Annotated in this window: 19 protein-coding genes and 1 tRNA gene; 12 read left to right on the plus strand and 8 right to left on the minus strand. The window is 48.2% G+C overall.

The window, feature by feature from the left end; translation table 11 throughout:
- Positions 1 to 163: 163 nt before the first annotated feature.
- The 3 genes from ACLHV8_RS13880 (at position 164) to ACLHV8_RS13890 (ending at position 2,069) form a co-directional block, all read left to right on the plus strand.
- Complete coding sequence (locus tag ACLHV8_RS13880; RefSeq protein ID WP_244250037.1) at positions 164 to 475, plus strand: phage holin family protein; 312 nt, start codon at positions 164 to 166, stop codon at positions 473 to 475.
- Positions 462 to 851, plus strand: coding sequence for a M15 family metallopeptidase (locus tag ACLHV8_RS13885; RefSeq protein WP_410376961.1), 390 nt, complete (start codon positions 462 to 464; stop codon positions 849 to 851). Before ACLHV8_RS13880 ends, ACLHV8_RS13885 begins: the two co-directional genes overlap by 14 nt.
- 252 nt (positions 852 to 1,103) lie before the next feature.
- On the plus strand, positions 1,104 to 2,069 hold the full coding sequence (locus ACLHV8_RS13890) for an aryl-sulfate sulfotransferase N-terminal domain-containing protein (protein ID WP_410376962.1): 966 nt from the start codon (positions 1,104 to 1,106) through the stop codon (positions 2,067 to 2,069).
- A gap of 46 nt (positions 2,070 to 2,115) precedes the next feature.
- On the opposite strand, the gene ACLHV8_RS13895 is transcribed toward ACLHV8_RS13890, so the two are convergent.
- On the minus strand, positions 2,116 to 3,084 hold the full coding sequence (locus ACLHV8_RS13895) for an IS5-like element IS903B family transposase (RefSeq protein ID WP_022649395.1): 969 nt from the start codon (positions 3,082 to 3,084) through the stop codon (positions 2,116 to 2,118).
- 166 nt (positions 3,085 to 3,250) lie between these two features.
- On the opposite strand from ACLHV8_RS13895, the gene ACLHV8_RS13900 reads away from it, so the two are divergent.
- The gene (locus ACLHV8_RS13900; RefSeq protein WP_410376963.1) at positions 3,251 to 3,697 is read left to right on the plus strand and encodes a hypothetical protein; all 447 of its coding nucleotides are present in this window, start codon (positions 3,251 to 3,253) and stop codon (positions 3,695 to 3,697) included.
- Between the two features lie 75 nt (positions 3,698 to 3,772).
- Here the strand turns inward: ACLHV8_RS13900 and ACLHV8_RS13905 are convergent, their stop codons facing one another.
- Positions 3,773 to 4,900 carry a cytoplasmic protein gene (locus ACLHV8_RS13905; RefSeq protein ID WP_208594339.1) on the minus strand — a complete coding sequence of 376 codons (1,128 nt, stop codon included), beginning with the start codon at positions 4,898 to 4,900 and terminating at the stop codon, positions 3,773 to 3,775.
- 132 nt (positions 4,901 to 5,032) lie between these two features.
- Between ACLHV8_RS13905 and ACLHV8_RS13910 the strand changes: the two genes are divergently transcribed.
- The 6 genes from ACLHV8_RS13910 to ACLHV8_RS13935 all read left to right on the plus strand — a co-directional run bounded on the left by ACLHV8_RS13910 (position 5,033) and on the right by ACLHV8_RS13935 (position 12,592).
- On the plus strand, positions 5,033 to 6,586 hold the full coding sequence (locus tag ACLHV8_RS13910; RefSeq protein WP_208594311.1) for a bifunctional metallophosphatase/5'-nucleotidase: 1,554 nt from the start codon (positions 5,033 to 5,035) through the stop codon (positions 6,584 to 6,586).
- A gap of 87 nt (positions 6,587 to 6,673) precedes the next feature.
- Positions 6,674 to 8,236, plus strand: coding sequence for a bifunctional metallophosphatase/5'-nucleotidase (locus ACLHV8_RS13915; protein WP_410376964.1), 1,563 nt, complete (start codon positions 6,674 to 6,676; stop codon positions 8,234 to 8,236).
- Between the two features lie 55 nt (positions 8,237 to 8,291).
- Positions 8,292 to 9,173: a nucleoside-specific channel-forming protein Tsx gene (locus ACLHV8_RS13920; RefSeq protein ID WP_410376965.1), complete on the plus strand. Its 882-nt coding sequence runs from the start codon at positions 8,292 to 8,294 to the stop codon at positions 9,171 to 9,173.
- A 22-nt stretch (positions 9,174 to 9,195) separates the two neighbouring features.
- A complete protein-coding gene (locus ACLHV8_RS13925; RefSeq protein ID WP_410376966.1) occupies positions 9,196 to 10,806 on the plus strand; it encodes a bifunctional metallophosphatase/5'-nucleotidase in 1,611 nt (536 codons plus the stop codon).
- Positions 10,807 to 10,875: 69 nt separating this feature from the next.
- Positions 10,876 to 11,862, plus strand: coding sequence for a radical SAM protein (locus tag ACLHV8_RS13930; protein ID WP_410392130.1), 987 nt, complete (start codon positions 10,876 to 10,878; stop codon positions 11,860 to 11,862).
- A gap of 33 nt (positions 11,863 to 11,895) precedes the next feature.
- Positions 11,896 to 12,592 (plus strand): IS1 family transposase gene (locus tag ACLHV8_RS13935; RefSeq protein ID WP_174491968.1). Its coding sequence is split into 2 segments (ribosomal slippage): positions 11,896 to 12,149 and positions 12,148 to 12,592, totalling 699 coding nucleotides; the frame shifts between segments, so codons are not numbered across the junction.
- Positions 12,593 to 12,716: 124 nt separating this feature from the next.
- Here the strand turns inward: ACLHV8_RS13935 and ACLHV8_RS13940 are convergent.
- A complete protein-coding gene (locus ACLHV8_RS13940) occupies positions 12,717 to 13,610 on the minus strand; it encodes a LysR substrate-binding domain-containing protein (RefSeq protein WP_208594307.1) in 894 nt (297 codons plus the stop codon).
- 170 nt (positions 13,611 to 13,780) lie between these two features.
- Between ACLHV8_RS13940 and ACLHV8_RS13945 the strand changes: the two genes are divergently transcribed.
- Positions 13,781 to 14,389, plus strand: a complete 609-nt coding sequence (locus ACLHV8_RS13945) for a glutathione S-transferase family protein (RefSeq protein WP_208594306.1) — start codon at positions 13,781 to 13,783, stop codon at positions 14,387 to 14,389.
- Positions 14,390 to 14,431: 42 nt separating this feature from the next.
- Here the strand turns inward: ACLHV8_RS13945 and cbl are convergent, their stop codons facing one another.
- Together cbl and nac are read right to left on the minus strand one after the other, a co-directional pair.
- On the minus strand, positions 14,432 to 15,382 hold the full coding sequence (gene cbl, locus ACLHV8_RS13950; protein WP_410392131.1) for an HTH-type transcriptional regulator Cbl: 951 nt from the start codon (positions 15,380 to 15,382) through the stop codon (positions 14,432 to 14,434).
- 96 nt (positions 15,383 to 15,478) lie between these two features.
- Complete coding sequence (nac, locus tag ACLHV8_RS13955; protein ID WP_008499475.1) at positions 15,479 to 16,396, minus strand: nitrogen assimilation transcriptional regulator NAC; 918 nt, start codon at positions 16,394 to 16,396, stop codon at positions 15,479 to 15,481.
- 319 nt (positions 16,397 to 16,715) lie between these two features.
- Between nac and ACLHV8_RS13960 the strand changes: the two genes are divergently transcribed.
- Positions 16,716 to 16,791: transfer RNA gene (locus ACLHV8_RS13960), tRNA-Asn, on the plus strand.
- Positions 16,792 to 16,867: 76 nt separating this feature from the next.
- On the opposite strand, the gene ldtA is transcribed toward ACLHV8_RS13960, so the two are convergent.
- From ldtA to ACLHV8_RS13975, 3 genes are read right to left on the minus strand one after another with little or no spacing between them, the layout of a single operon-like run.
- On the minus strand, positions 16,868 to 17,764 hold the full coding sequence (ldtA, locus tag ACLHV8_RS13965; RefSeq protein WP_410376970.1) for a L,D-transpeptidase: 897 nt from the start codon (positions 17,762 to 17,764) through the stop codon (positions 16,868 to 16,870).
- A gap of 59 nt (positions 17,765 to 17,823) precedes the next feature.
- Entirely contained in the window at positions 17,824 to 20,520 is a 2,697-nt protein-coding gene (locus ACLHV8_RS13970; RefSeq protein ID WP_208594303.1) for a cation-transporting P-type ATPase, read from the minus strand.
- A gap of 47 nt (positions 20,521 to 20,567) precedes the next feature.
- Positions 20,568 to 20,999, minus strand: coding sequence for a universal stress protein (locus ACLHV8_RS13975; protein WP_028019628.1), 432 nt, complete (start codon positions 20,997 to 20,999; stop codon positions 20,568 to 20,570).
- Positions 21,000 to 21,327: the final 328 nt, after the last annotated feature.

Genomic DNA, 21,327 nt, shown 5'->3' on the forward strand with positions numbered 1-21,327 from the left:
CGACAAAAACTATTAATTGCATTCCGTGTGACATTCCTCACAAAACGGGGTTGCTTAACTTTTATTATTTACTGCATAGCAAAAACATATCGTTCGGTCAGGAAAAAATAATCTCATCACGAGGTAAAGTTTTTAACTTATCCAACCTATGGAGGTAATTGTTTTGCCATGGAAAGACCCATCATCAAATGCATTTTTTAGCTGGATTTACATAATATTATTCGGCGCGTGGGGAGGTCTTGTTAGATATCTCCTTGACGTTAAGTCTGGGCAGTCAGGAAGAAATTTATTTTCGGCAGTAGCACAAATTATTGTGTCAGGATTCACCGGTGTACTTGCTGGATTGATGTCACAAAGCCTGGGAACTGTATTTCATACCTCGCTTGCCGTCAGCGGTATATCAGGTGCAATGGGTGTTGTTGCTCTTAATTATTACTGGAAAAAAATCTCTGGAGATAGTAATGATAAATCATGAGTTTAGTAAAACGACTGAAAAAAAACTTAAAGGCGTACATAAAGATCTTTCTGAGGTGATGAGAAAAGCATTGAAATTATCACCTATTGATTTTGGTATTTCAGAAGGGGTAAAAAACCAGAAACGGCAGCTTGAGCTATTGGCAGCAGGAAAATCATTAACGTCAAAAAGCAGGCATTTAACAGGACACGCCGTAGATGTATTCGCCGTCATAAACGGCGCCGCATCATGGGAGTTTAAACATTATCAGACAATTGCAACGGCGGTGTTTCAGGCCGCTAAGGAGTTGTCTGTTGATGTTGAGTGGGGCGGCAACTGGACGGAAATAAAGGATGGCGTTCATTTTCAACTCTCACGAAAGATGTACCCTGAATAGTATCTCTACTGTATAGCAGTTCTATTCCCACAGATATTCCAGCACACCGGTATTTGCGGATGATTAACGACATCCCTGTTTACTAAGCCATTTTATAAGAGGAGGATTATAGTACATATTTGTTTTTAATTACCACAGCAAAAAAAGCAGACGCAGACATTTTAATGCTCATTATTTCTATTGGCGAAGCCTTGCTGCGCTGACAAGAACCGTATTTAGATTTTACTTAACGAAACCATAAGGAATACAATTATGACTATTACATTTATTAAAACTGAACTTGCTCCGGCCGACAATCAGCTCGCGGCCTATATTTATTTTACTACAGATACGCCAGTGAGCTATTCTTACACTGTTTCAAAACGAACAACCAGCCCAACCAGCGTTGATTTCACCTATACATCTGATCTGATTTATGGTGTTTCTCAGAGCATAAAAATCCCTGTCATTGGCCTTTATGCGCAATATGCAAACGACGTCCAGGTCGTGTTTAAGGATGAAACCGGGGCTGAGGTTTTCAGTCAATCAATCCCTGTAAGCACGGTAGATCAGGTTTATGATAAATCCGTTATTTTCCACCTCGATATTGAACAAACAGATCCTGCTCTGTTCACATCTGTATGGGGAAACAGTTGGTTAATGCAATCGACTGGTCGCGGTTACGACCGAAATGGTGACCTGCGTTTTAACTTTTTATCAGTTTATCATCTCCAGCCGTTAAGAATTCACAATGGTTATATCTATACGGGTAGCGATGAAGATATGTCGTGGTATGGTCGTCGCTTTTTCAAAATTGACATTCTCGGTAATGTCATCTTTGAATTCGACATGCGTGATTCTGACGGCAATCATTATTCAAACACCCATGATTTAGTCTGGGATTCAGCGGGTGATATCTATATGTTTGGTAACGATGTTCCTAACCGGATAACCAATACGCGAGGACAAGATTCACTGGTTATGAAATTTAACGACCGGACCGGGAAAATGATTTGGGCAAAAAACTATACCAGCGAGTATAGCGGTACTCAAATCTTAAATAACAGCACGCCTAATGATATTCATTTGAACTCGCTTTCATGGATTGCAGGCAGTCCAAATAATGAGGAGGCGGTTATTGTTCATTCCCGTTCAACGAGTACAACTTATGGTATCTCCATCGTTGACGGCAGAATCTTGTGGGCGATCGACACAGGTAATTTCAACCGGCTTTGTTGAATAAATCAGATTTCGGGTAAGTCTCCCCCCGTAGCGGGTTGTGTTTTCAGGCAATACGCACGCTTTCAGGCATACCTGCTTTCGTCATTTTGTTCAGCGCTCGTACCAGGGCCATAGCCTCTGCAACCTGACCATCGTAGTCACGCAGTGTCAGTGAACCTCCGAACAGCTGTTTTACCCGGTACATCGCCGTTTCCGCTATCGAGCGACGGTTATAATCTGTTGTCCATTTCCACCGCGCATTACTCCCGGTCAGCCGCTGATTCGCAACAGCACGGTTACGGTCTGCATATTCACCGGGCCAGTAACCCGCGCCCTTTCGGGGCGGGATAAGCGCGCTGATTTTCTTACGCCGCAGTTCATCGTGACAGAGCCGGGTGTCGTAAGCGCCGTCTGCCGATGCTGCCCTGATTTTTCTGTGAGTCTGCCGGATAAGACCCGGGAAGGCTTCTGAGTCCGTCACATTGTTCAGCGACAGGTCTGCACAGATGATTTCATGTGTGTTGCTGTCAACTGCCAGATGCAACTTTCGCCAGATACGGCGGCGTTCCTGGCCATGTTTTTTGACTTTCCATTCGCCTTCACCAAAGACCTTCAGCCCGGTGGAATCAATCACCAGATGCGCGATTTCACCCCGGGTGGGCGTTTTGAAACTGACATTAACCGACTTTGCGCGCTTGCTGACACTGGTGTAATCCGGGCAGCGCAACGGAACATTCATCAGTGTAAAAATGGAATCAATAAAACCCTGTGCAGCCCGCAGGGTCAACCTGAACACGCGTTTAATGACCAGAACGGTGGTGATGGCGAGATCAGAATAGCGCTGAGGTCTTCCCCGTGATGAAGGCGTTGCCGACTCATACCAGGCCTGAATAGCTTCATCATCCAGCCAGAAAGTTATGGAGCCACGGTTGATGAGGGCTTTATTGTAGGTGGGCCAGTTGGTGATTTTGAACTTTTGCTTTGCCACGGAACGGTCTGCGTTGTCGGGAAGATGCGTGATCTGATCCTTCAACTCAGCAAAAGTTCGATTTATTCAACAAAGCCATTTCAACCCTCAATTCCCGGTAAATCCAGATGCTATCCCTATTGATAATACCGGTATTACTAACTTTGAAAACGGGGCTCACACTGTATGTATCACCAACAATAGTGCATTTTCAGCAAATATTGACGCTTCCGTGGGGAAATTTGTTTTATCCGTCTTTGATAACCGATCCTGCCTTGATGTAGATGAAAATCCTGTTGTCCGCCCGATGAATGACGACGCAACAGACGATGCCTATTCAACACCTCCGGCTCGTATTCTCTTCTATGCTGTAGACCTGGCAGCCAAAACAGCCGTGGAAATTCACGCGCCTATTGAACTGCCAACAACCCCCATCGTCCAATGGACTGATTTTATGGGCGGGGTGTTTGACCACGATGATTACTTCGTTATTTTTACCAACCATGCCCGTTCATTCTTTATCTCCGACGTGAACGGCAATATGATTGCCTCTATCTACGATGTCATTTCGCTACCTGATGGCGCGCCTCAGTTCCCCGCTGAGGGTTACCGTGCCAGACTGTTTAACGAAACAGAGCTATCTGATTTAATCACTACGGCATCAATTACTGTAAATTAATTGATCTAACTCCATATGTTAAAAGGGTTCATGTATCCACATGAACCCTTTCTCATGTATATAAATTGTTTGGACCTATCCGGCCAGTTTATCGTTATAGTCATGCGCCAGGGAAAGGAGTATTTGCGTTACACGTCCTGCGGATAATTGGGCGCTGCAGGTAAAACACGTTTGTTTGTATAGCCAGTGGATAAAGTGCCTGCTTGCAGTTAAAGAGAGTGTTTTAGCGTTACGCTTATCCCCCCCCGTTAACGGACATACCATCTTGCGGTTTCTCCCCTGCCCCCAAAGCTGCCACTGGCTTTGCCACCAGCCATGCTGTGTTGTTCTCAGAAAAGTCCAGGGTATATCACTCTCACCGTCATTGATTTCCTCTTCTATAAACCAAAGCTCACCTTGCCGCTGACGGAAAAGATCTGCCCAGACGGTAATGACAGCCCCTCGGAGAAAGCATTCGTGTGAAATGACATGTCTCTTTACCTTAGGAAATTGAAGGTTCAGCACCCGAAAATGTCCGTGAGCCGCGATAACCGGACGAAGAATCGCACCTCTTGCGTTACGTTTGAGTGCCGCACTTCCATACTGAATTTCATCAAACTGGCTCCGATAAAGAAATTGCATCTCGCGCATATCAACACGATTTACGATGTCAATATGATGCAAATCAGGCTCACTATTCCCGCGCCATCGATACCTTAACGATTCACCAATATCATGTTGAGTAAAATTTGTGGAAATATGTAGGATATTACCGCAGACGGCATCAAAACTGATCAAAACATACAGTTTCTGTTCTGTGCTACTCCCCTGAAATGGTGCAATGAGTGGAATAGTTTCAATTTGATCTGGAGGGACTGTTTTTCTTTTTTCTTGTCGTTTGGGTGTCCAGACTTTTCTGCACGATCGGCACTGAACGCGCTGTGCCCCCCCCGGATTATAACCATAACAAATAGTTTTAGGGTGATAGCATTCAGGACAAAAATAACCGTATTCTGAGGCGCAGGCACTTAAATGAGCAGACAGCCATTCATTAAACTGTTGTTCATCAAACAGCGGCGGATAACTCCCGCATGCCCGACAGTGTAAGGCCGGAAACCCCAGCCTGTAGTCTGGCCAGCTGTAGTCTTCAGAGGCTGATATGGGTAGCCCTAAATTTCGGCAACCAAACGATTTGCATGTATTAATCGTAAACAGAGTCACTATGCGTCACCAACGATTTCAAGAGGTCGTTGATATTGCCTCATAGCTCCTGATTGATTGTGTGAACAGACTCGCATAAAAAACGCTTTCAGACCGTAAAGTAACGCATCTTTATATAACTGAAAGGAACGAGTTATGAAAATAAAAGCGGTTACCGCAGGTATTTTGTTGGCATTACCATTTTGGGCCAGCGCCAAGGATGTCACGCTTATTTATACCAACGATCTCCATGCGCATGTGGAACCTTATAAAGTCCCCTGGATTGCTGACGGGAAACGCGATGTTGGTGGTTGGGCGAATATCACCACCCTGGTGAAAGAGGAAAAAACTAAAAGTAAAGCAACATGGTTTTTTGATGCAGGTGACTATTTTACGGGCCCTTATATTAGTAGTTTAACGAAGGGAAAGGCAATTATTGATATTATGAATACCATGTCGTTTGATGCTGTCACGATAGGTAATCATGAATTTGATCATGGCTGGGATAATACGTTATTACAGCTAAGCCAGGCGAAATTCCCTGTTGTACAAGGCAATATATTTTATCAGAACAGCAACAAACTATTCTGGGATAAACCTTATACCATCGTCGAAAAAGATGGCGTGAAAATTGGCGTCATTGGCTTGCACGGCGTGTTTGCCTTCAATGATACCGTTTCTGCGGCAACGCGCGTAGGTATTGAAGCGCGAGATGAAATTAAGTGGCTGCAGAGCTATCTCGATGAACTGAAAGGAAAAGTCGACTTAACCGTATTGCTGGTCCATGAAGGTACGCCGGCACGTCAGTCCAGCATGGGGGGAACCGACGTACGCCGTGCCCTGGATAAAGATATTCAAACGGCAAGCCAGGTGAAAGGTCTGGACATCCTGATTACGGGACATGCGCATGTCGGTACGCCGGAACCGATTAAAGTCGGCAAGACGCTGATCCTCTCGACCGACAGCGGCGGTATTGATGTGGGTAAACTGGTACTGGACTACACGAAGCCGCATCAGTTTACGATGAAAAAATTTGAGCTTAAAACCATTTACGCAGATGAGTGGAAGCCCGACCCGCAGACGAAACGGGTAATCGACGTCTGGAATAAGAAACTTGATGAAGAGGTTCAAAAAACGGTGGCGCAGTCGCCGGTTGAATTGACGCGTGCGTATGGTGAATCAGCCTCGCTGGGAAATCTGGCAGCGGATGCTTTGCTGGCGGCAGCGGGTAAAAATACACAGCTCGCCTTAACCAACTCGGGGGGGATTCGCAATGAGATCCCGTCTGGCGCAATTTCAATAGGGGGCGTCATCAGTACCTTCCCATTCCCTAACGAACTGGCCACGATGGATCTCACGGGTAAACAGTTGCGTACGTTGATGGAACATGCCGCAGGCCTAACTAATGGCGTTTTGCAGGTATCAAAAGGCGTGGAGATGAAGTATGACAGCAGTAAACCCATCGGTCAGCGGGTCGTCTCATTTACCCTTAATGGTAAACCGATTGAGGATGCGACAGTCTACCACATTGCCACCCAGAGCTTCCTTGCCGACGGCGGAGATGGTTTTACCACATTTACCGAGGGTAAAGCGCGTAATACAACAGGCGGTTACTACGTTTCTAACGCAGTGATCGATTACTTCAAGGCAGGCAATACCATTACGGATGAACAGCTCAGGGGCATGCGCGTTGTTGATGTGAAAAAATAACAGTTTATTCGACTGTAAATATTAAAAGGGTTCATATATTTCCATGAACCCTTATTTAACTTATTGTTTTTTTCAAAGGAACTCGTTATGAATAAAAATATAAAGCTTAGTCTGATTGCATTGTGCATGTCCGCTGCGTTAGTTGCATCAGTTAGCGCGAAGGATGTGACTATTTATTACACCAACGATTTACATGCTCATGTCTCCCCAGGAAAAATCCCAGCCGTCGATAAAAAACGTGCAGTTGGCGGTTTTGCTAATATAGCTACTATCGTTAATGATGCTAAGAAAAAAAATAAAGATGTCTTTTTCTTCGATGCGGGAGATTACTTTACCGGACCCTATATAAGCACCCTGACCAAAGGTGAAGCCATCATTGACATAATGAACGCAATGCCTTTTGATGCTGTGTCAGTGGGGAACCATGAATTTGACCATGGTGTTGATAATATGGTTAAGCAATTGTCAAAAGCAACGTTTCCCGTTTTGCTGGGTAATGTTTTTTATACTAATAGTGATAAACCTGTCTGGGATACCCCCTGGACGATTGTCGAAAAAGATGGCATTAAAATTGGTGTCATTGGGGTACATCAAAAATTTGCCTTTTATGACACTGTTGCGGCAAAGGCTTACGCTGGCTCAGAGGCTCGTGATGAGGCACCTTATATTCAAAAAGGACTTGATGCGTTAAAAGGCAAAGTGGATATCATCGTGCTGCTTATCCATGAAGGTACACCCGCGCGTCAATCAAGTTACGGGAATAAAGATGTAGCCAGAATGCTGCAAGCTGATATCGATACCGCAAAAAAATTTAAGGGTATTGATGTATTAATCACAGGACATGCTCATGTAGGCACACCAGAGCCCATTAAAGTTAATGATACGCTTGTTGTTTCTACAGATGCGTATGGTACTGATATTGGTAAATTAGTCCTGAATTTTAACCCTCAAACTATAAAAATTGAGGGCTATAGCGGTAAATTAATCACTGTATTTGCCGACGAATACAAACCAGACCCTAACGTTCAGGTCAGGATTGATGAGTGGAATGCTAAGCTGAAAAGTATCACTGGCCAGATTATTGGGTCGACAACGGCCCCCTTCACTCGCTCTTATGGTGAATCATCACCTGTTGGTAATTTAGTCATTGACGCCATGATGGCCAAAGCGCCTGACGCCGTCGTGGGATTACAAAACAGCGGAGGATTGCGTGCTGATTTCCAACAAGGAAATTTACGATATGGTGATGTCATTACTACCTTCCCATTTAATAACGAACTGGTTGAAATGGATCTCACCGGAAAAGATCTCACTGACTTGATGACTCATGCAACGAATCTTACCAATGGCGTTTTGCAAGTATCAAAAAGCGTTCATGTTGAATACGACAGCAAAAAACCGCTGGGTGAGCGGATCGTTAAATTCACTATTAATAATCAACCGGTAGATCCAACCAAAACATATCGGGTTGCTACACACTCGTTTTGTGCAACAGGTGGGGATGGATTTGAGGCATTCTTAAAAGGCACGAATGTTAAAACGATCAACAGTACTACCTCTGCCGAGTCGATTATTGAGTATGTCAAGACCCATACCCCATTGAAACCCGATCTTGAAAAGAGAGTGGTCGATGTAAGCGCAGCTAAATAGTTTCAATAACATAAATATTCTTAATTAACAAATCTCTGTGGAAGGAACCCTACGTATGAATAAAATAAAACATATATTGTCAGGCGCTTTTATGCTTTTACCCACGGTAGCATTGGCAGACACCGGGAATAACGAATACCTGTCAGACTGGTGGCATCAAAGTATTAATATCGTAGGCAGCAACTCCACTCGTTTTGGACCATTAAAAAGAGCGGACTTATATCCAGAGTATCGTGCATGGGCGCATGTCGATTGGTTTTATTTTTATGGCTATGCGGACTTACCTAAGTTTTTTGGTATAGGCAATGATAATGATATCGGTATTTGGGATAATGGCTCTCCATTTTTTATGGAGATAGAACCGCGCTTTAGCATCGACAAGTTAACGGGGCTCGACCTAAGTTTTGGTCCATTCAAAGAATGGTATTTTGCCCACAACTATATCTATGATGCAGGCACGAATGCAGGACAGCGTCAGAGCACATGGTATATGGGGATAGGGACCGATATTGATACGGGGCTACCAATGACGTTATCTGCAAACATCTATGCCAGGTATCAAGGAAACAACTACAATGCGGCCAACGAGAACGAGTGGGATGGATATTGCTTCAAAGTCAAATATGTCATCCCAATTACAACACTATTTGGTGGAAAACTAAATTACGTCGGCTTTACCAATTTTGATTTTGGTTCAGATCTTAAAGAAGAGTCAGGCGGCGAGCAGCAATTTTACTCCCGTACCAATAGCTCTATTGTTTCCACCAATGTACTCAGTTTAGTTTATCCCCACTGGAACTATGGCGCGACCCTTCGTTATTTCTATCATGGTGGACAATTTGACGAAGGGAGTAAAGCGTTTAGCCGCGATGGAGACATCACCTCTATAGATTCAACGGGGTGGGCATACTATTTAACTGTGGGTTACGCTTTTTAATTATCACTGCAAGGGATTAACCATGAAAATAAAAACGGTTACCGCAGGTATTCTGTTAACGTTGCCATTCTGGGCCTGCGCCAAAGATGTCACTATCATTTATACCAATGATCTCCATGCTCATGTTGATACTTACAAACTCCCGTATGTCGCAGACGGTAAACGAGCAATTGGAGGATTCGCTAATATCACCACTTTAGTCAAACAGGAAAAATCCAAAAATAAAGCCACATTCTATTTTGATGCAGGCGACTATTTTACCGGGCCATATATCAGTACTCTGACTAAGGGTCAGGCGATTATCGATATTATGAATACCATGCCCTTTGACGCGGTATCAATTGGTAATCATGAGTTTGACCATGGCTGGGATAATCTCTTGCGACAATTAAGCAAGGCAAACTTCCCGGTACTGTTGGGGAATGTGTTCCATAAGGACAGCGAGATACCTTTCTGGAACAAACCGTACACTATCCTGGAAAAGGACGGTGTAACAATTGGCGTTATTGGGCTGCACGGCGTGTATGCGTTTAATGACACCATCTCAGAGCTCTCGATCCAGGGGCTCGATAATGATAAAAACAACCGCTTTGATAAATCAGCCGCAGCCCTAAAAAATCAGGGAATTGAGGCTCGCGATGAGGTGAAATATCTGCAGCATTACCTGGATGAGTTACGGGGTAAAGTTGACGTCACCGTTGCGCTCGTGCATGAAGGCGTTCCGGCACGTCAGTCCAGTATTGGGAGTACAGACGTCAGGCGCGCACTCGATAAAGATATTCAGACCGCCAGTCAGGTCAAAGGTCTTGATATTCTCATCACTGGACACGCTCATGTTGGCACACCGGAACCTATCAAGGTGGGGAATACGCTAATCCTGTCTACGGACAGCGGTGGTATCGATGTTGGTAAGTTGATACTTGACGTTGAACCTGGGGCGAAAACCAAAAAAGTTAAAAGCTTTGAGCTGAAAACACTTTATGCCGATGAATGGAAGCCCGATCCAACAACACAGAGAGTTATCGATGGCTGGAATAAAAAACTCGCGGATATTGTACGTCAGCCAGTGGGTGAATCGCCGATCATGCTTACCCGCGCTTATGGCGAATCATCACAACTGGGCAACTTGTTTACGGATGCAATGCTTGTCGCCGCGCCGAAAGCACAGATTGCGCTGATTAATTCCGGTAGCTTACGGGCCGATCTCAACGCAGGCCCCATTACCTTTGGCGACATTACCAGCATATTCCCCTTCAAGAATGAGCTTACTGAGATGGATCTCAGCGGTAAGGATCTGCGTAATCTGGTGGAGCATGGAGCATCGCTCACGAATGGCATACTGCAAATGTCAAAGGGGGCCGAAATGCATTATATGCCGCAGAAACCGGCCGGTAAGCGCGTAGTATCTTTCACAATTAACGGCAAAGAGATTGCCGATACGGAGACGTACCATGTTGCTACGACGACATTCCTTGCTTTAGGAGGCGATGGTTTTCTGGCATTTAAAGAAGGGAAAAATATTCAAGTCCGTGCCGGACACAATATGTCCGATGTGGTCATTGACTATCTGAAGTCAGGGCACAAAATCGTTCCTGCACAAGTTAATAAAATGCGGGTTGAAGCCAGTAAGTAAAAAAACAATGATGCCATTCATTTATGTTTATGGATGGCATCATTTTATATAAAGATGGAAAGTTCCCCTATGACGGAAAAACACTTAACTGCACTCTGTAATTTACACTGTGCACATTGCTCTCATCTCCATAAAACGCGATTTCCTCCGGAATACCAACCGTGTTCAATGAACGAAACGACGCTTAAGCAATATATTCTTCAGAAAATTGACACATGGAAAACTGACGATGTGCATTTTTTCTGGCAGGATGGTAAATCAACTTCTTATAGTTTACATTTTTTAAAACGCATCATTAACTTACAACAGCGATTTGCACAAGGCAAAAATATTATTAATACATTGCTTATCAATGGTACTACGTTAAATGATGACTGGTGTGAATTCTTCAAAAAAAATGATTTTCTTATTTGCATTTCGGTAGATGGTGATAGTCAGTCATGCGACACGTTCAGCATAACGATGTCTGAAAGAACAGTAACTAATATAATTGAAACAAACGTGAGGTTACTGCAAAAGCACAATATTACATTCAATACGCTTACCTTCATTAATAACATAAATAGCCAGCAACCACTGCAAACCTATAATTACCTGAAGAGTCTTGGCGGTCGCCATATGTTGTTTATCCCCTTTATTAAACCGTCTGAACAAGATGGTGTTGATACGTCAAGCCTTGACCCCGCCGCACTGGGCACTTTTTTGAAAACGATTTTTTATACCTGGATACGTCTCGACATTGGAACAATTCACATACCCATTTTTGAACATGCATTTGCTTCGTGGCGTGGGTTATCTGTGCCGGCCTGCGTTTATGCTGCCTGTGAAGACAGCAATCAGCTTACTAAAACCACGATGCAGGAAGGCATGGCTAAACAAAGAGTTGAACAATTCAAAACAACGCTGGCAGAAGAATGTACACATTGTAAAGTGCAATTCGTCTGCCGCGGCGGTTGCGCAAGAGAACGCATAGCCCTTTCCGAGGGAGGTGTTTCGCAGCTTAATTATTTTTGCGAAAGCTATCAGGCTTTTTTGGTAATGGTGCCAACTTACTGATTTAGTGTATGATGGTGTTTTTGAGGTGCTCCAGTGGCTTCTGTTTCTATCAGCTGTCCCTCCTGTTCAGCTACTGAAGGCGTGGTGCGTAACGGTAAAAGTACTGCCGGACATCAGCGCTATCTCTGCTCTCACTGCCGTAAAACATGGCAGCTACAGTTCACTTACACCGCTTCTCAACCCGGTACGCATCAGAAAATCATTGATATGGCCATGAATGGCGTCGGATGTCGCGCCAGTGCACGCATTATGGGCGTTGGCCTCAACACGATTTTACGACACTTAAAAACTCAGGCCGCAGTCGGTAAACTCACGCATACAACCGGGCAGTGACGTCATTGTTTGCGCGGAAATGGACGAACAGTGGGGTTACGTCGGCGCTAAATCACGCCAGCGCTGGTTGTTTTACGCGTATGACAGGATACGGAGGACGGTTGTGGCGCACGTATTCGGTGAACGCACGTTGGCCACGCTGGAGCGTCTTCTGGGCCTGCTGTCGGCCTTTGAGGTCGTGGTATGGATGACGGATGGCTGGCCGCTGTATGAATCACGCCTGAAGGGAGAACTGCACGTTATCAGCAAGCGATATACGCAGCGCATTGAGCGGCATAACCTGAATCTGAGGCAGCATCTGGCAAGGCTGGGCAGGAAGTCACTGTCGTTCTCAAAATCGGTGGAGCTGCATGACAAAGTCATCGGGCATTATCTGAACATAAAACACTATCAGTAAGTTGGAGTCATTACCGCTTTTTTTACTTATATTGAACCCTATATGTTAATGATGAGGGCATTGTGGGAAAAAAACTATGCACCTTCCGCTATTCGTCAATATTTGGCCTGATGAAAGGAGCAGTTCAGTATGCCGTCTGTTCAAGCCAGATGCCCACCTCCTCATTCAGCCACGCGACAAAGAGCGTCACCTCGGGTTTCATGTCTGTTAACTGCGCCGTCACCAGCCAGTAAGGCCATGGATACGGCGCGGTGACAGAGGTTAGCTGGACCAGTTCACCTCGGGTGATGGCATCCTGGACCAGAGAGCGACGCTCCAGCGCGATACCTTTCCCGAGCCGAACGGCTTCGATAATGATATTGGAGTCGTTAATACATAAACCGCCAGGTACGATCTCTTTCTCCAGCCCCGCATTCACGCACCACGTTTTCCACGACTCCATGGAGAAAATAATATGACTCTTTGCAATCTCCGCTGGCGTAGCAGGCAGCACGCCGCCGTTATAGCCCGGTGCGGCCACCACAATAAGCTCATCGGAAAAAAGATAATGGCTTTCACTCCCTTCCCAGTTCCCCTGCCCCATCCGTATCGCGATATCTATCCCTTCCTGCTGCAGGCTGGTGACCGTCAGGCTGGCCTGGATCCGCAGGGTGATAAGCGGATATTTCGCCCGAAAACGAGCCAGACGCGGTAATAACCAGTGGCATCCAAATGACGGCACCATTGCCAACGTCAACTCCTGCTTTCTCGGCTTCACCTGTACGAGTCGGGTCGCATCCGCGATGTGGTTCAACGCTTCGCGTACCTGTAAGGCATAGAGCCGCCCTTCTTCGTTGATCTGCACCCCTCGCCCCTGACGGATAAACAGCTTTACGCCTACCATCTCCTCCAGCGTTTTGATCTGCTGGCTGATAGCGGAATGGGTAACGTGGAGTTCTTTCGCCGCCAGAGTCACGCTGCCAAGACGGGCGACGGCTTCAAAACTTCGCAAACTAGCAATGGGTGGAAAATCCGACATAAAAGCACTTCCTTATCTGCGCTGGATATACAGCGGCAACCTGACCATATGTCAGTAATACTAACCCTTACGGTAAGATACTGAAGATATTCGCCATGCAAATTGTATTGTAATGTCGGGTCATCCTTTTCAATGACGCGTTCTTTCACAGAGACAGGAAAACGGGAAAGATGATTAAGCTTGTTGGCATGATGGATTCACCTTATGTACGGCGCGTGGCGATCTCCCTTGAGCTTTATGGCGTTGAGTTTGAAAGCCAGCCGCTGTCAGTCTTTAGCACCTTCGACGCGTTCTCCCGGATCAATCCCGCGGTAAAAGCCCCGACGCTGGTTCTGGATAACGGAATACGCCTGATGGATTCCTCGCTGATACTGAATTATTTTGAGGCTCAGGCCGACCCTGAGCGCAAGCTCCTGCCCGTCGATCCGGATGCGCTGGCAAACGATCTCCAGACGCTGGGCTTTATCCTCGCTGCCTGTGAGAAAGCCGTGCAAAATGTGTATGAACATAACCTGCGCCCGGCGGACAAGCAGTACAGCTCATGGAGTGAACGTATTACAATCCAGCTGCTGGCAGCCTGCAAAGAATGGAATACCTTGCTGGAGCCGCGTCCTGCCACCGCAGTTCCCAATCAAGTTACCGTCACCAGTACCGTGGTCTGGACGTTTATTCAGTCGATGATCCCCCACGTCGTTAATGCAGTGGAGTTTAGCGCGATCCAGTCGCTTGCCGAATCATTCGAATCACAGGCGTTCTTTAGAAAATACCCATTCAGCTAAGTGGCGAGCCCGGTAAGCACTCGCCACCGGGCAAACCCGCACCTAAATCTGATAATCAATCGCCACTTCTTCCGGCTCCATCACCTGGCGCTTAATTTCGTCCACAGAGAGCCCTGCATTGCATAGCTCGATAAAGCGCCACACATAGTTGCGCTGTAGCTGTCCACGCTTCAGGCCAAGCCATACGGTGTTAGCGTCAAACAGATGACGCGTATCAAGACGCACCAGGTTCCCGTCTTCACGTTCTCCACTGGACTGTTCCGCCACCAGACCAATACCCAGACCCAGTTCGACGTAGGTTTTAATCACATCAGAATCCTGCGCGCTCAGCACCACGTCCGGCGTTAACCCTTTGCGGTTGAAGGCCTCATCAATGCGCGAGCGCCCGGTAATGCCCTGGCGGTAAGTAATCAGTGGCCACTTAGCGATGGTTTCCAGCGTCAGGGGGGATACCTGATTCAACGGATGATCAACGGGAAGTAATAAACTGTGGTACCAGCGGAACCACGGGAACGCCACCAGCAGCGGGTCGTTGCTCAGGCGTTCGCTGGCAATACCGATATCCGCTCCCCCGTTTTGCAGCAGCACTTCAATTTCCTGCGGCGTGCCCTGGATAAGCTCCAGACGGACATCAGGGAAAAGTTCACGGAACGCTTTAATCACCGGCGGCAGGCTGTAGCGAGCCTGGGTGTGGGTGGTGGCGATGGTGAGTACGCCCGAGGCATCATTGGTAAAGAGATCCGCCAGACGACGAACGTTGCTGGCCTCGTTGAGGATCCGCTCCGCGATGGTGAGCAATGCCTTGCCAGGCTCCGTCATGCCAAGCAGTCGCTTACCACGACGGATAAAAATCTCTATGCCCAGCTCCTCTTCCAGCTCGCGGATATGGCGGCTGACACCGGACTGAGAGGTATAAAGCATATTGGCGACTTCGGTCAGGTTAAAGTCCCGCCTGGCCGCCTCACGGATAATTTTAAGTTGCTGGAAATTCACGATTCACTCCGGCGCATCTGACATAGCTCTATTGTTAGAGTCAGCTGAGCTGCAGAACAAATAATAAAAACCAGCATCTTATGCTTTTATGGAATATTAACTCACGAGCTGCAGCTCACGATTCTCCAGCGAAGGCTTGCTGACCAGCGACATCAAAATCTCTTTTACCGCCTGCGCCTGCGGTGACAGCGAACCGCGCGCGGACATGTTCAGCGACAAAGGTAAGCTCATAGACGGCGTTGTGATGCGCGCCATCCAGCCATTTGCCGCACTGCACAGCGAGCGTGCAGCGGATTCCGGCAGAACCGTCACTCCCATTCCGCTAGCGATAGCTGCGGTCAGCGTGGAGATAGAGTCGATTTCGCCAATAATTTTTGCCGTCAGGCGGCGCAGAGAAAATGCCTCATCCACACGCACGCGCACGGCGCTGTAGTCGCGCGGAAGATAGAGATTCATCTCAGCCACGGCGGTCAGGTCTACGCTCTGCCCCGGGCAGTCGCGAGTACCCACGAGGTAGAGATCTTCTTTCAGCAGCGGCTGGCTGGTGATCCCGGCGACCGGAGAGCGATCGTAGAGCACAGCCATATCCAGCTGGCCGTTGAGCAGTTTGTCATTCAGTACGGAACCGCTGTTTTCGTGCAGGTATACCAGCACTTCCGGCAGCTCGGCGCGCACGGCCTGCAGCAGCGGCATGGTAATAGACGATGCGGCCGTTCCCGGCGCCAGACCGATGGAGACGTGCCCGCTCAGGGTCTGACCGACATTGTTTACTGCCAGCTGCGCCTGTTCACACTGGCGGAGGATGGTGCGTGCGTGGGTATAAAGGATCTTACCTGCTTCCGTTGGCGTAACGCCGCGTTTGGTGCGGATCAACAGCTGCTGATCCATCTCGCCTTCCAGAGTAGCCACCTGCTGGCTCAGCGCAGGCTGCGCGATATGCAGCACTTCTGCCGCTTGAGTCAGGCTGCCGATATCGACGATTTTTACGAAGTATTTCAGTCGTCTTAAGTTCATTTTGCCCCCTGTTCGAAATGCTGTGCCGTAACCGGCTGTCGTTGTTGAACAGGTTTTGCAATATGAATGCCAGTTTTTCGAAGAGGTCTGATTTGTTGCTAAGCGGCTGAAAATAAGGAAACCTAATCATGGAGGGGGCATTTATTACTGAAACAGCAGTTTATGATCTGCCCCATTAGAGGTATAACCGCACCATTACGGTGCATTCCGCTGTCAAAAACATCACTTTGCCGATTTTGTCAGCAAACGATCAAAAGGCGGTGCTCCACCCTTTGACAAGCTCGGCTGACGTCGATACTATGCGCCCCGTTCACACGATTCCTCTGTAGTTCAGTCGGTAGAACGGCGGACTGTTAATCCGTATGTCACTGGTTCGAGTCCAGTCAGAGGAGCCAAATTTGAAAAGCCTGCTTTTAAAGCAGGCTTTTTGCTTTTCTGCGCCAGGTAAAATTGCCGGGGGCGAAAAGGGCTTCACATGCCAAGCTTAACCGGCATCCCCGAGCGCCGTTCAAGTTCAGTTCCTGCGCCCTCGTTAATCAACTGCGTCCGCTGCGCGGCTGAAATTGGCAGGGGCACTTTTCGGGTCGATTCAAATTCCGCACGGTTACGTGATAATGGTTCATGCACTTCCACCCAACGGCTACCGTCTGGCTCCGTGGTGACTTTAACGGGTCGATCGATAAGCTGCACTCGGGTTCCGACAGGAACATGGTCGAAAAGGTATTTGATGTCGTTATTACGCAGACGAATACAGCCCTGACTCACCCTCAGACCGATTCCGAAATTCGAATTTGTGCCGTGAATGGCATACAGCCTGCCGATATAGATCGCATACAGCCCCATTGGGTTATCTGGCCCGGCAGGGACAAACGCTGGCAGTGTTTTACCTTCAGCCGCATAGGCACGGCGCGTATTCGGCGTAGGCGACCAGGTCGGCCCCACCTGCTTACGCTCAACGGCCGTCACCCAGTTACGCGGTGTTTCACGCCCGGCCTGACCGATGCCGATGGGCAGCACTTCAACGGTGTTGCCGCCCGGCGGATAGTAATAGAGACGCATTTCTGCCACATTCACCACAATTCCTTCGCGGACAGTATCAGGCAAAATCAGCTGCTGAGGGATCGTTAATGTCGCACCTGATTTGGGGAGAAAAGGATCCACGCCTGGGTTGGCCTCCAGCATATTACTCAGCCCCAGTCCGTACTGCGCGGCAAAGGCTTCAAGGGGCAACGTGTTACCCTGTGGAACAGTGATGGTTATCGGAGCACCCACAAGACGGCTGCCTTCGGGTGGCAAGGTATAGGTCACGGCAAACGCGCCGGGAACGGCGGCACAAAGCGTGAGAACGAACGAGGCAAGTCGAATCATAGTGTCCTGAGCTCGAAAATAGAGAAAGCCTGAACATAAGCAGGCTTTCTCAGTTTACGCTATTTCGCCTCAGTTTTGCGCCACTTGCGTGTCAGAACTTTTTCCGCTTCAACAATAAGGAACATCACAAAACCAATCAGCAAGGTGATGACCCAGTAGCGGAACGGCAGCGCTTCTGTGCCAAACAGCATCTGCATGAAAGGTGCATAGATAATGAGGAGCTGAAGCGCCAGCAGCACACCACTCACGATCCAAATCCCTTTATTTGCCAGCAGACCTTTGCTCAACGAGAAACCATCATTCACGCGGCAGTTGAGCATGTAAAACCACTGCGCCGTCACCAGGGTTTGCAGCAGCACGGTACGGATAAATTCCGCCGAGTAGCCACGCGGTTGCAGCCAGGCCTCCAGGATGAAGGCGCTGATGGCAATCATCAGGCCGACAAATACCACGCGCCAGATGGCATAGCCGTCCATCACATGCAGATTCGCCTTGCGAGGCGGTCGGTTCATGATGTCTTTCTCGCCCGCCTCGAACGCCAGCCCAAAAGAGAGCGTCGCCGATGTCGCCATGTTCATCCACAGGATCAGGACCGGCGTCAGCGGGATCAGGTTCCCCGCCAGCAGCGCGATGATGATCAGCAGGGCCTGAGCGATGTTGCTGGGGATAACGAACAGAATGGTTTTTTTCAGGTTATCGTAAACCCGCCGTCCCTCATGTACCGCGCGGGCAATAGTGGCAAAGTTGTCATCCGTTAACACCATGTCGGCGGCTTCCTTGGTGACTTCCGTGCCTTTAATCCCCATGGCAATACCCACATCCGCCCGCTTGAGCGCCGGGGCATCGTTCACGCCGTCCCCGGTCATGCCCACCACTTCCTGTTTACTTTGCAGGGCCTGCACAAGGCGGAATTTATCCTCCGGGCTGGTTCGCGCGAAAATATCGTACTGCTGCGCGGCATCGCTCAGCTGACGATCGTCCATCGCCTCCAGCTCACGTCCGGTGATAGCGCTTGCGGCGTTACCAATACCCAACATTTGCCCAATACTCATCGCCGTTTGCGGGTGGTCGCCGGTGATCATCTTCACGCGGATCCCCGCCTGCAGGCAGTCGGCAATCGCGGTAATGGCCTCCGGACGCGGCGGATCCATCATTCCGGCAATCCCGAGCAGGATCACTCCATCCTGCAGGTCCGGATGATCCAGCTCTCGTTGACCGTCGCGGGCGGGTTTCCAGGCCGCAGCCACCATGCGCAGCCCCTCACGGGCATACTCTTCAATCTTCCCTTCCCAGTAAGGCAGATCGAACGGTTGCATTCCGTCATTCGTCTGCTGGTACTGACAGAGGCGGAACAGCACGTCCGGCGCACCGGTAATCAGAATCACTTCTTCATCGTCCAGACGGTAAAGCGTGGACATGTATTTATATTGCGAATCAAACGGGATTTTACTGCGCATTTCGGTATCGAGCGGCGGGAGCTGAATTTTCGCCGCCAGCACCTTCAGTGCGCCCTCGGTCGGCCCCCCGGTGATTTTCCACAGCCCCTGCTCGTCTTTGATCAACTGGCTGTCATTACAGAGGTCGATGGTGCGCAGGTAGCGTTCCAGTAACGAACCCTGCACCACGCTGACGGGCGTCGGGTCGTCTACGGGGTGAATGTTCCCCACCGGTTCGTAGCTGTCTCCCTCCACGCGATAGGTTGTGTCAGCGGTAATCACCGCTTTGACCGTCATTTCATTCATCGTCAGGGTGCCGGTTTTATCCGAGCAGATGACCGTCATCGCGCCCAGCGTTTCCACCGTAGGCAGCTTACGGATGATGGCCTTGCGGCGCGCCATAGCCTGTACGCCAAGCGAAAGGATGATGGAAATGATCGCCGGCAGGCCTTCCGGCACCGCAGCAACGGCGAGGCTGATGAGCGACAACACCAGCTCGGAAACCGGCATATCGCGGAACAGCAGACTGAAGACAAACAGCGCCACCATCATCACCAGGATAGTGATGAAGATAGTCTTACCGAGCTTATCCATCTGCACCATCAGCGGCGTGCGGTGTTTTTCGATATCAGACATCATCTGATTGATGTGTCCAAGCTCGGTTTCGCACCCGGTTGCCACCACCACGCCTTTTCCACCGCCGGAGCTGACGGTAGTACCTGAATAAAGCAGATTATACCGGTCACCTAAAGGCAATTCCCCGCTTAACACATCGCTGTTTTTCTCTACAACGGTGGATTCACCGGTCAGAATGGCCTCCTCCACGCGAAGGTTATGCGCTTCAATCACACGCAAATCCGCAGGAATACGATCCCCGGCGCGGATCACCACGATGTCACCCGGAACCAGCGTCGTGGTAGGGATCGTTTCATGATTACCTTGTCGAACCACCACGGCTTCGCTGGAGAGCATATTGCGAATACTTTGCAGCGATTTTTCAGCATTGCTCTCCTGAATGTGACCAATCAGTGCGTTAACGATGGCAACCCCGAGGATGACAAACATATCGACCCACTGGCCCATAAAGAGCTTGAGTAGTGCAGCCACCAGCAGAACGTAAATCAGCACATCGTTAAAATGGGCCAGGAAGCGCAGCCAGGCGGGTTTGCCTTTTTTTTGCGGTAACGCATTTTCACCATACTGCTGGAGTCGGACCGATGCCTCACTGCTGCTCAGCCCCTCCGCAGTGGAGTTGATATTCGCCAGGGTGTCGTCAACGGTTTGTTGATAATAAGGACGTTCAGGTTTTTCTGTTTTCATCGTTCCTTCCTCAGGTTCTTTTCAGAAATCACCTTGCTTTCATGCAATTAACGAATAACGAAAACAGGAACATGTGCGTAACGCACAATACTTGCCGCCTCTGAACCCAGGAGATGGGTTTGAATATTGGGATTTCGAGAGCCGACAATAATTGCCCCGGCAGCAAGTTCATCCGCCAGCTTAATAACCTCATCACGAACATTTCCGCTACGGACATGGAGGTGAACACGTTCTTCTGGCAAATTGAGTTTTTTGACCAGGTCAGACAGTTTTTCTTTAGAATTATTAATCATATATTCATCCATCTTGCGCGCATCTGAAATAAAACCACGCGTCAGTTCGGCAGAAAACTTAGGCATGACGTGCAGCAGATGAATGTCACCCGATGCGCTTTGTGCCAGGAACTGTGCATGCTGAAGGGCTTTATCAGCCAGGCTAGTCTCGTAAACATCCACCGGAACCAGAATATTTTTATACATATCGAGCATCCTTTTTATAACCAACACAGTAGTGAGTGAAGCAATAAAATGCATTAAATGCAGGGAGTTACCCTTAATGCCAGTTACGGGAAAAAAAGATGAATGATATTAAACGTAGCACAGGAATATCAGGTTTAACGCTTACCCACTGATATTGGTTATTTAACATTTATCTTTTCTCCAACTATGCTCTTAGAAAGACGCTCTATACAGCGCATGGAGGAATGAATGTACGGTTTAAGCCTTTTCCGTCTTGGTTTGTTTATTGCACTTGCCATTATTGCCAGCACGGCAATTGGGCTATTCACCTATATGGTTGTCACTGTTC

It is taken from the genome of Enterobacter sp. CPE_E863 (genome assembly GCF_046521465.1).
Lineage (GTDB): Bacteria > Pseudomonadota > Gammaproteobacteria > Enterobacterales > Enterobacteriaceae > Enterobacter > Enterobacter adelaidei.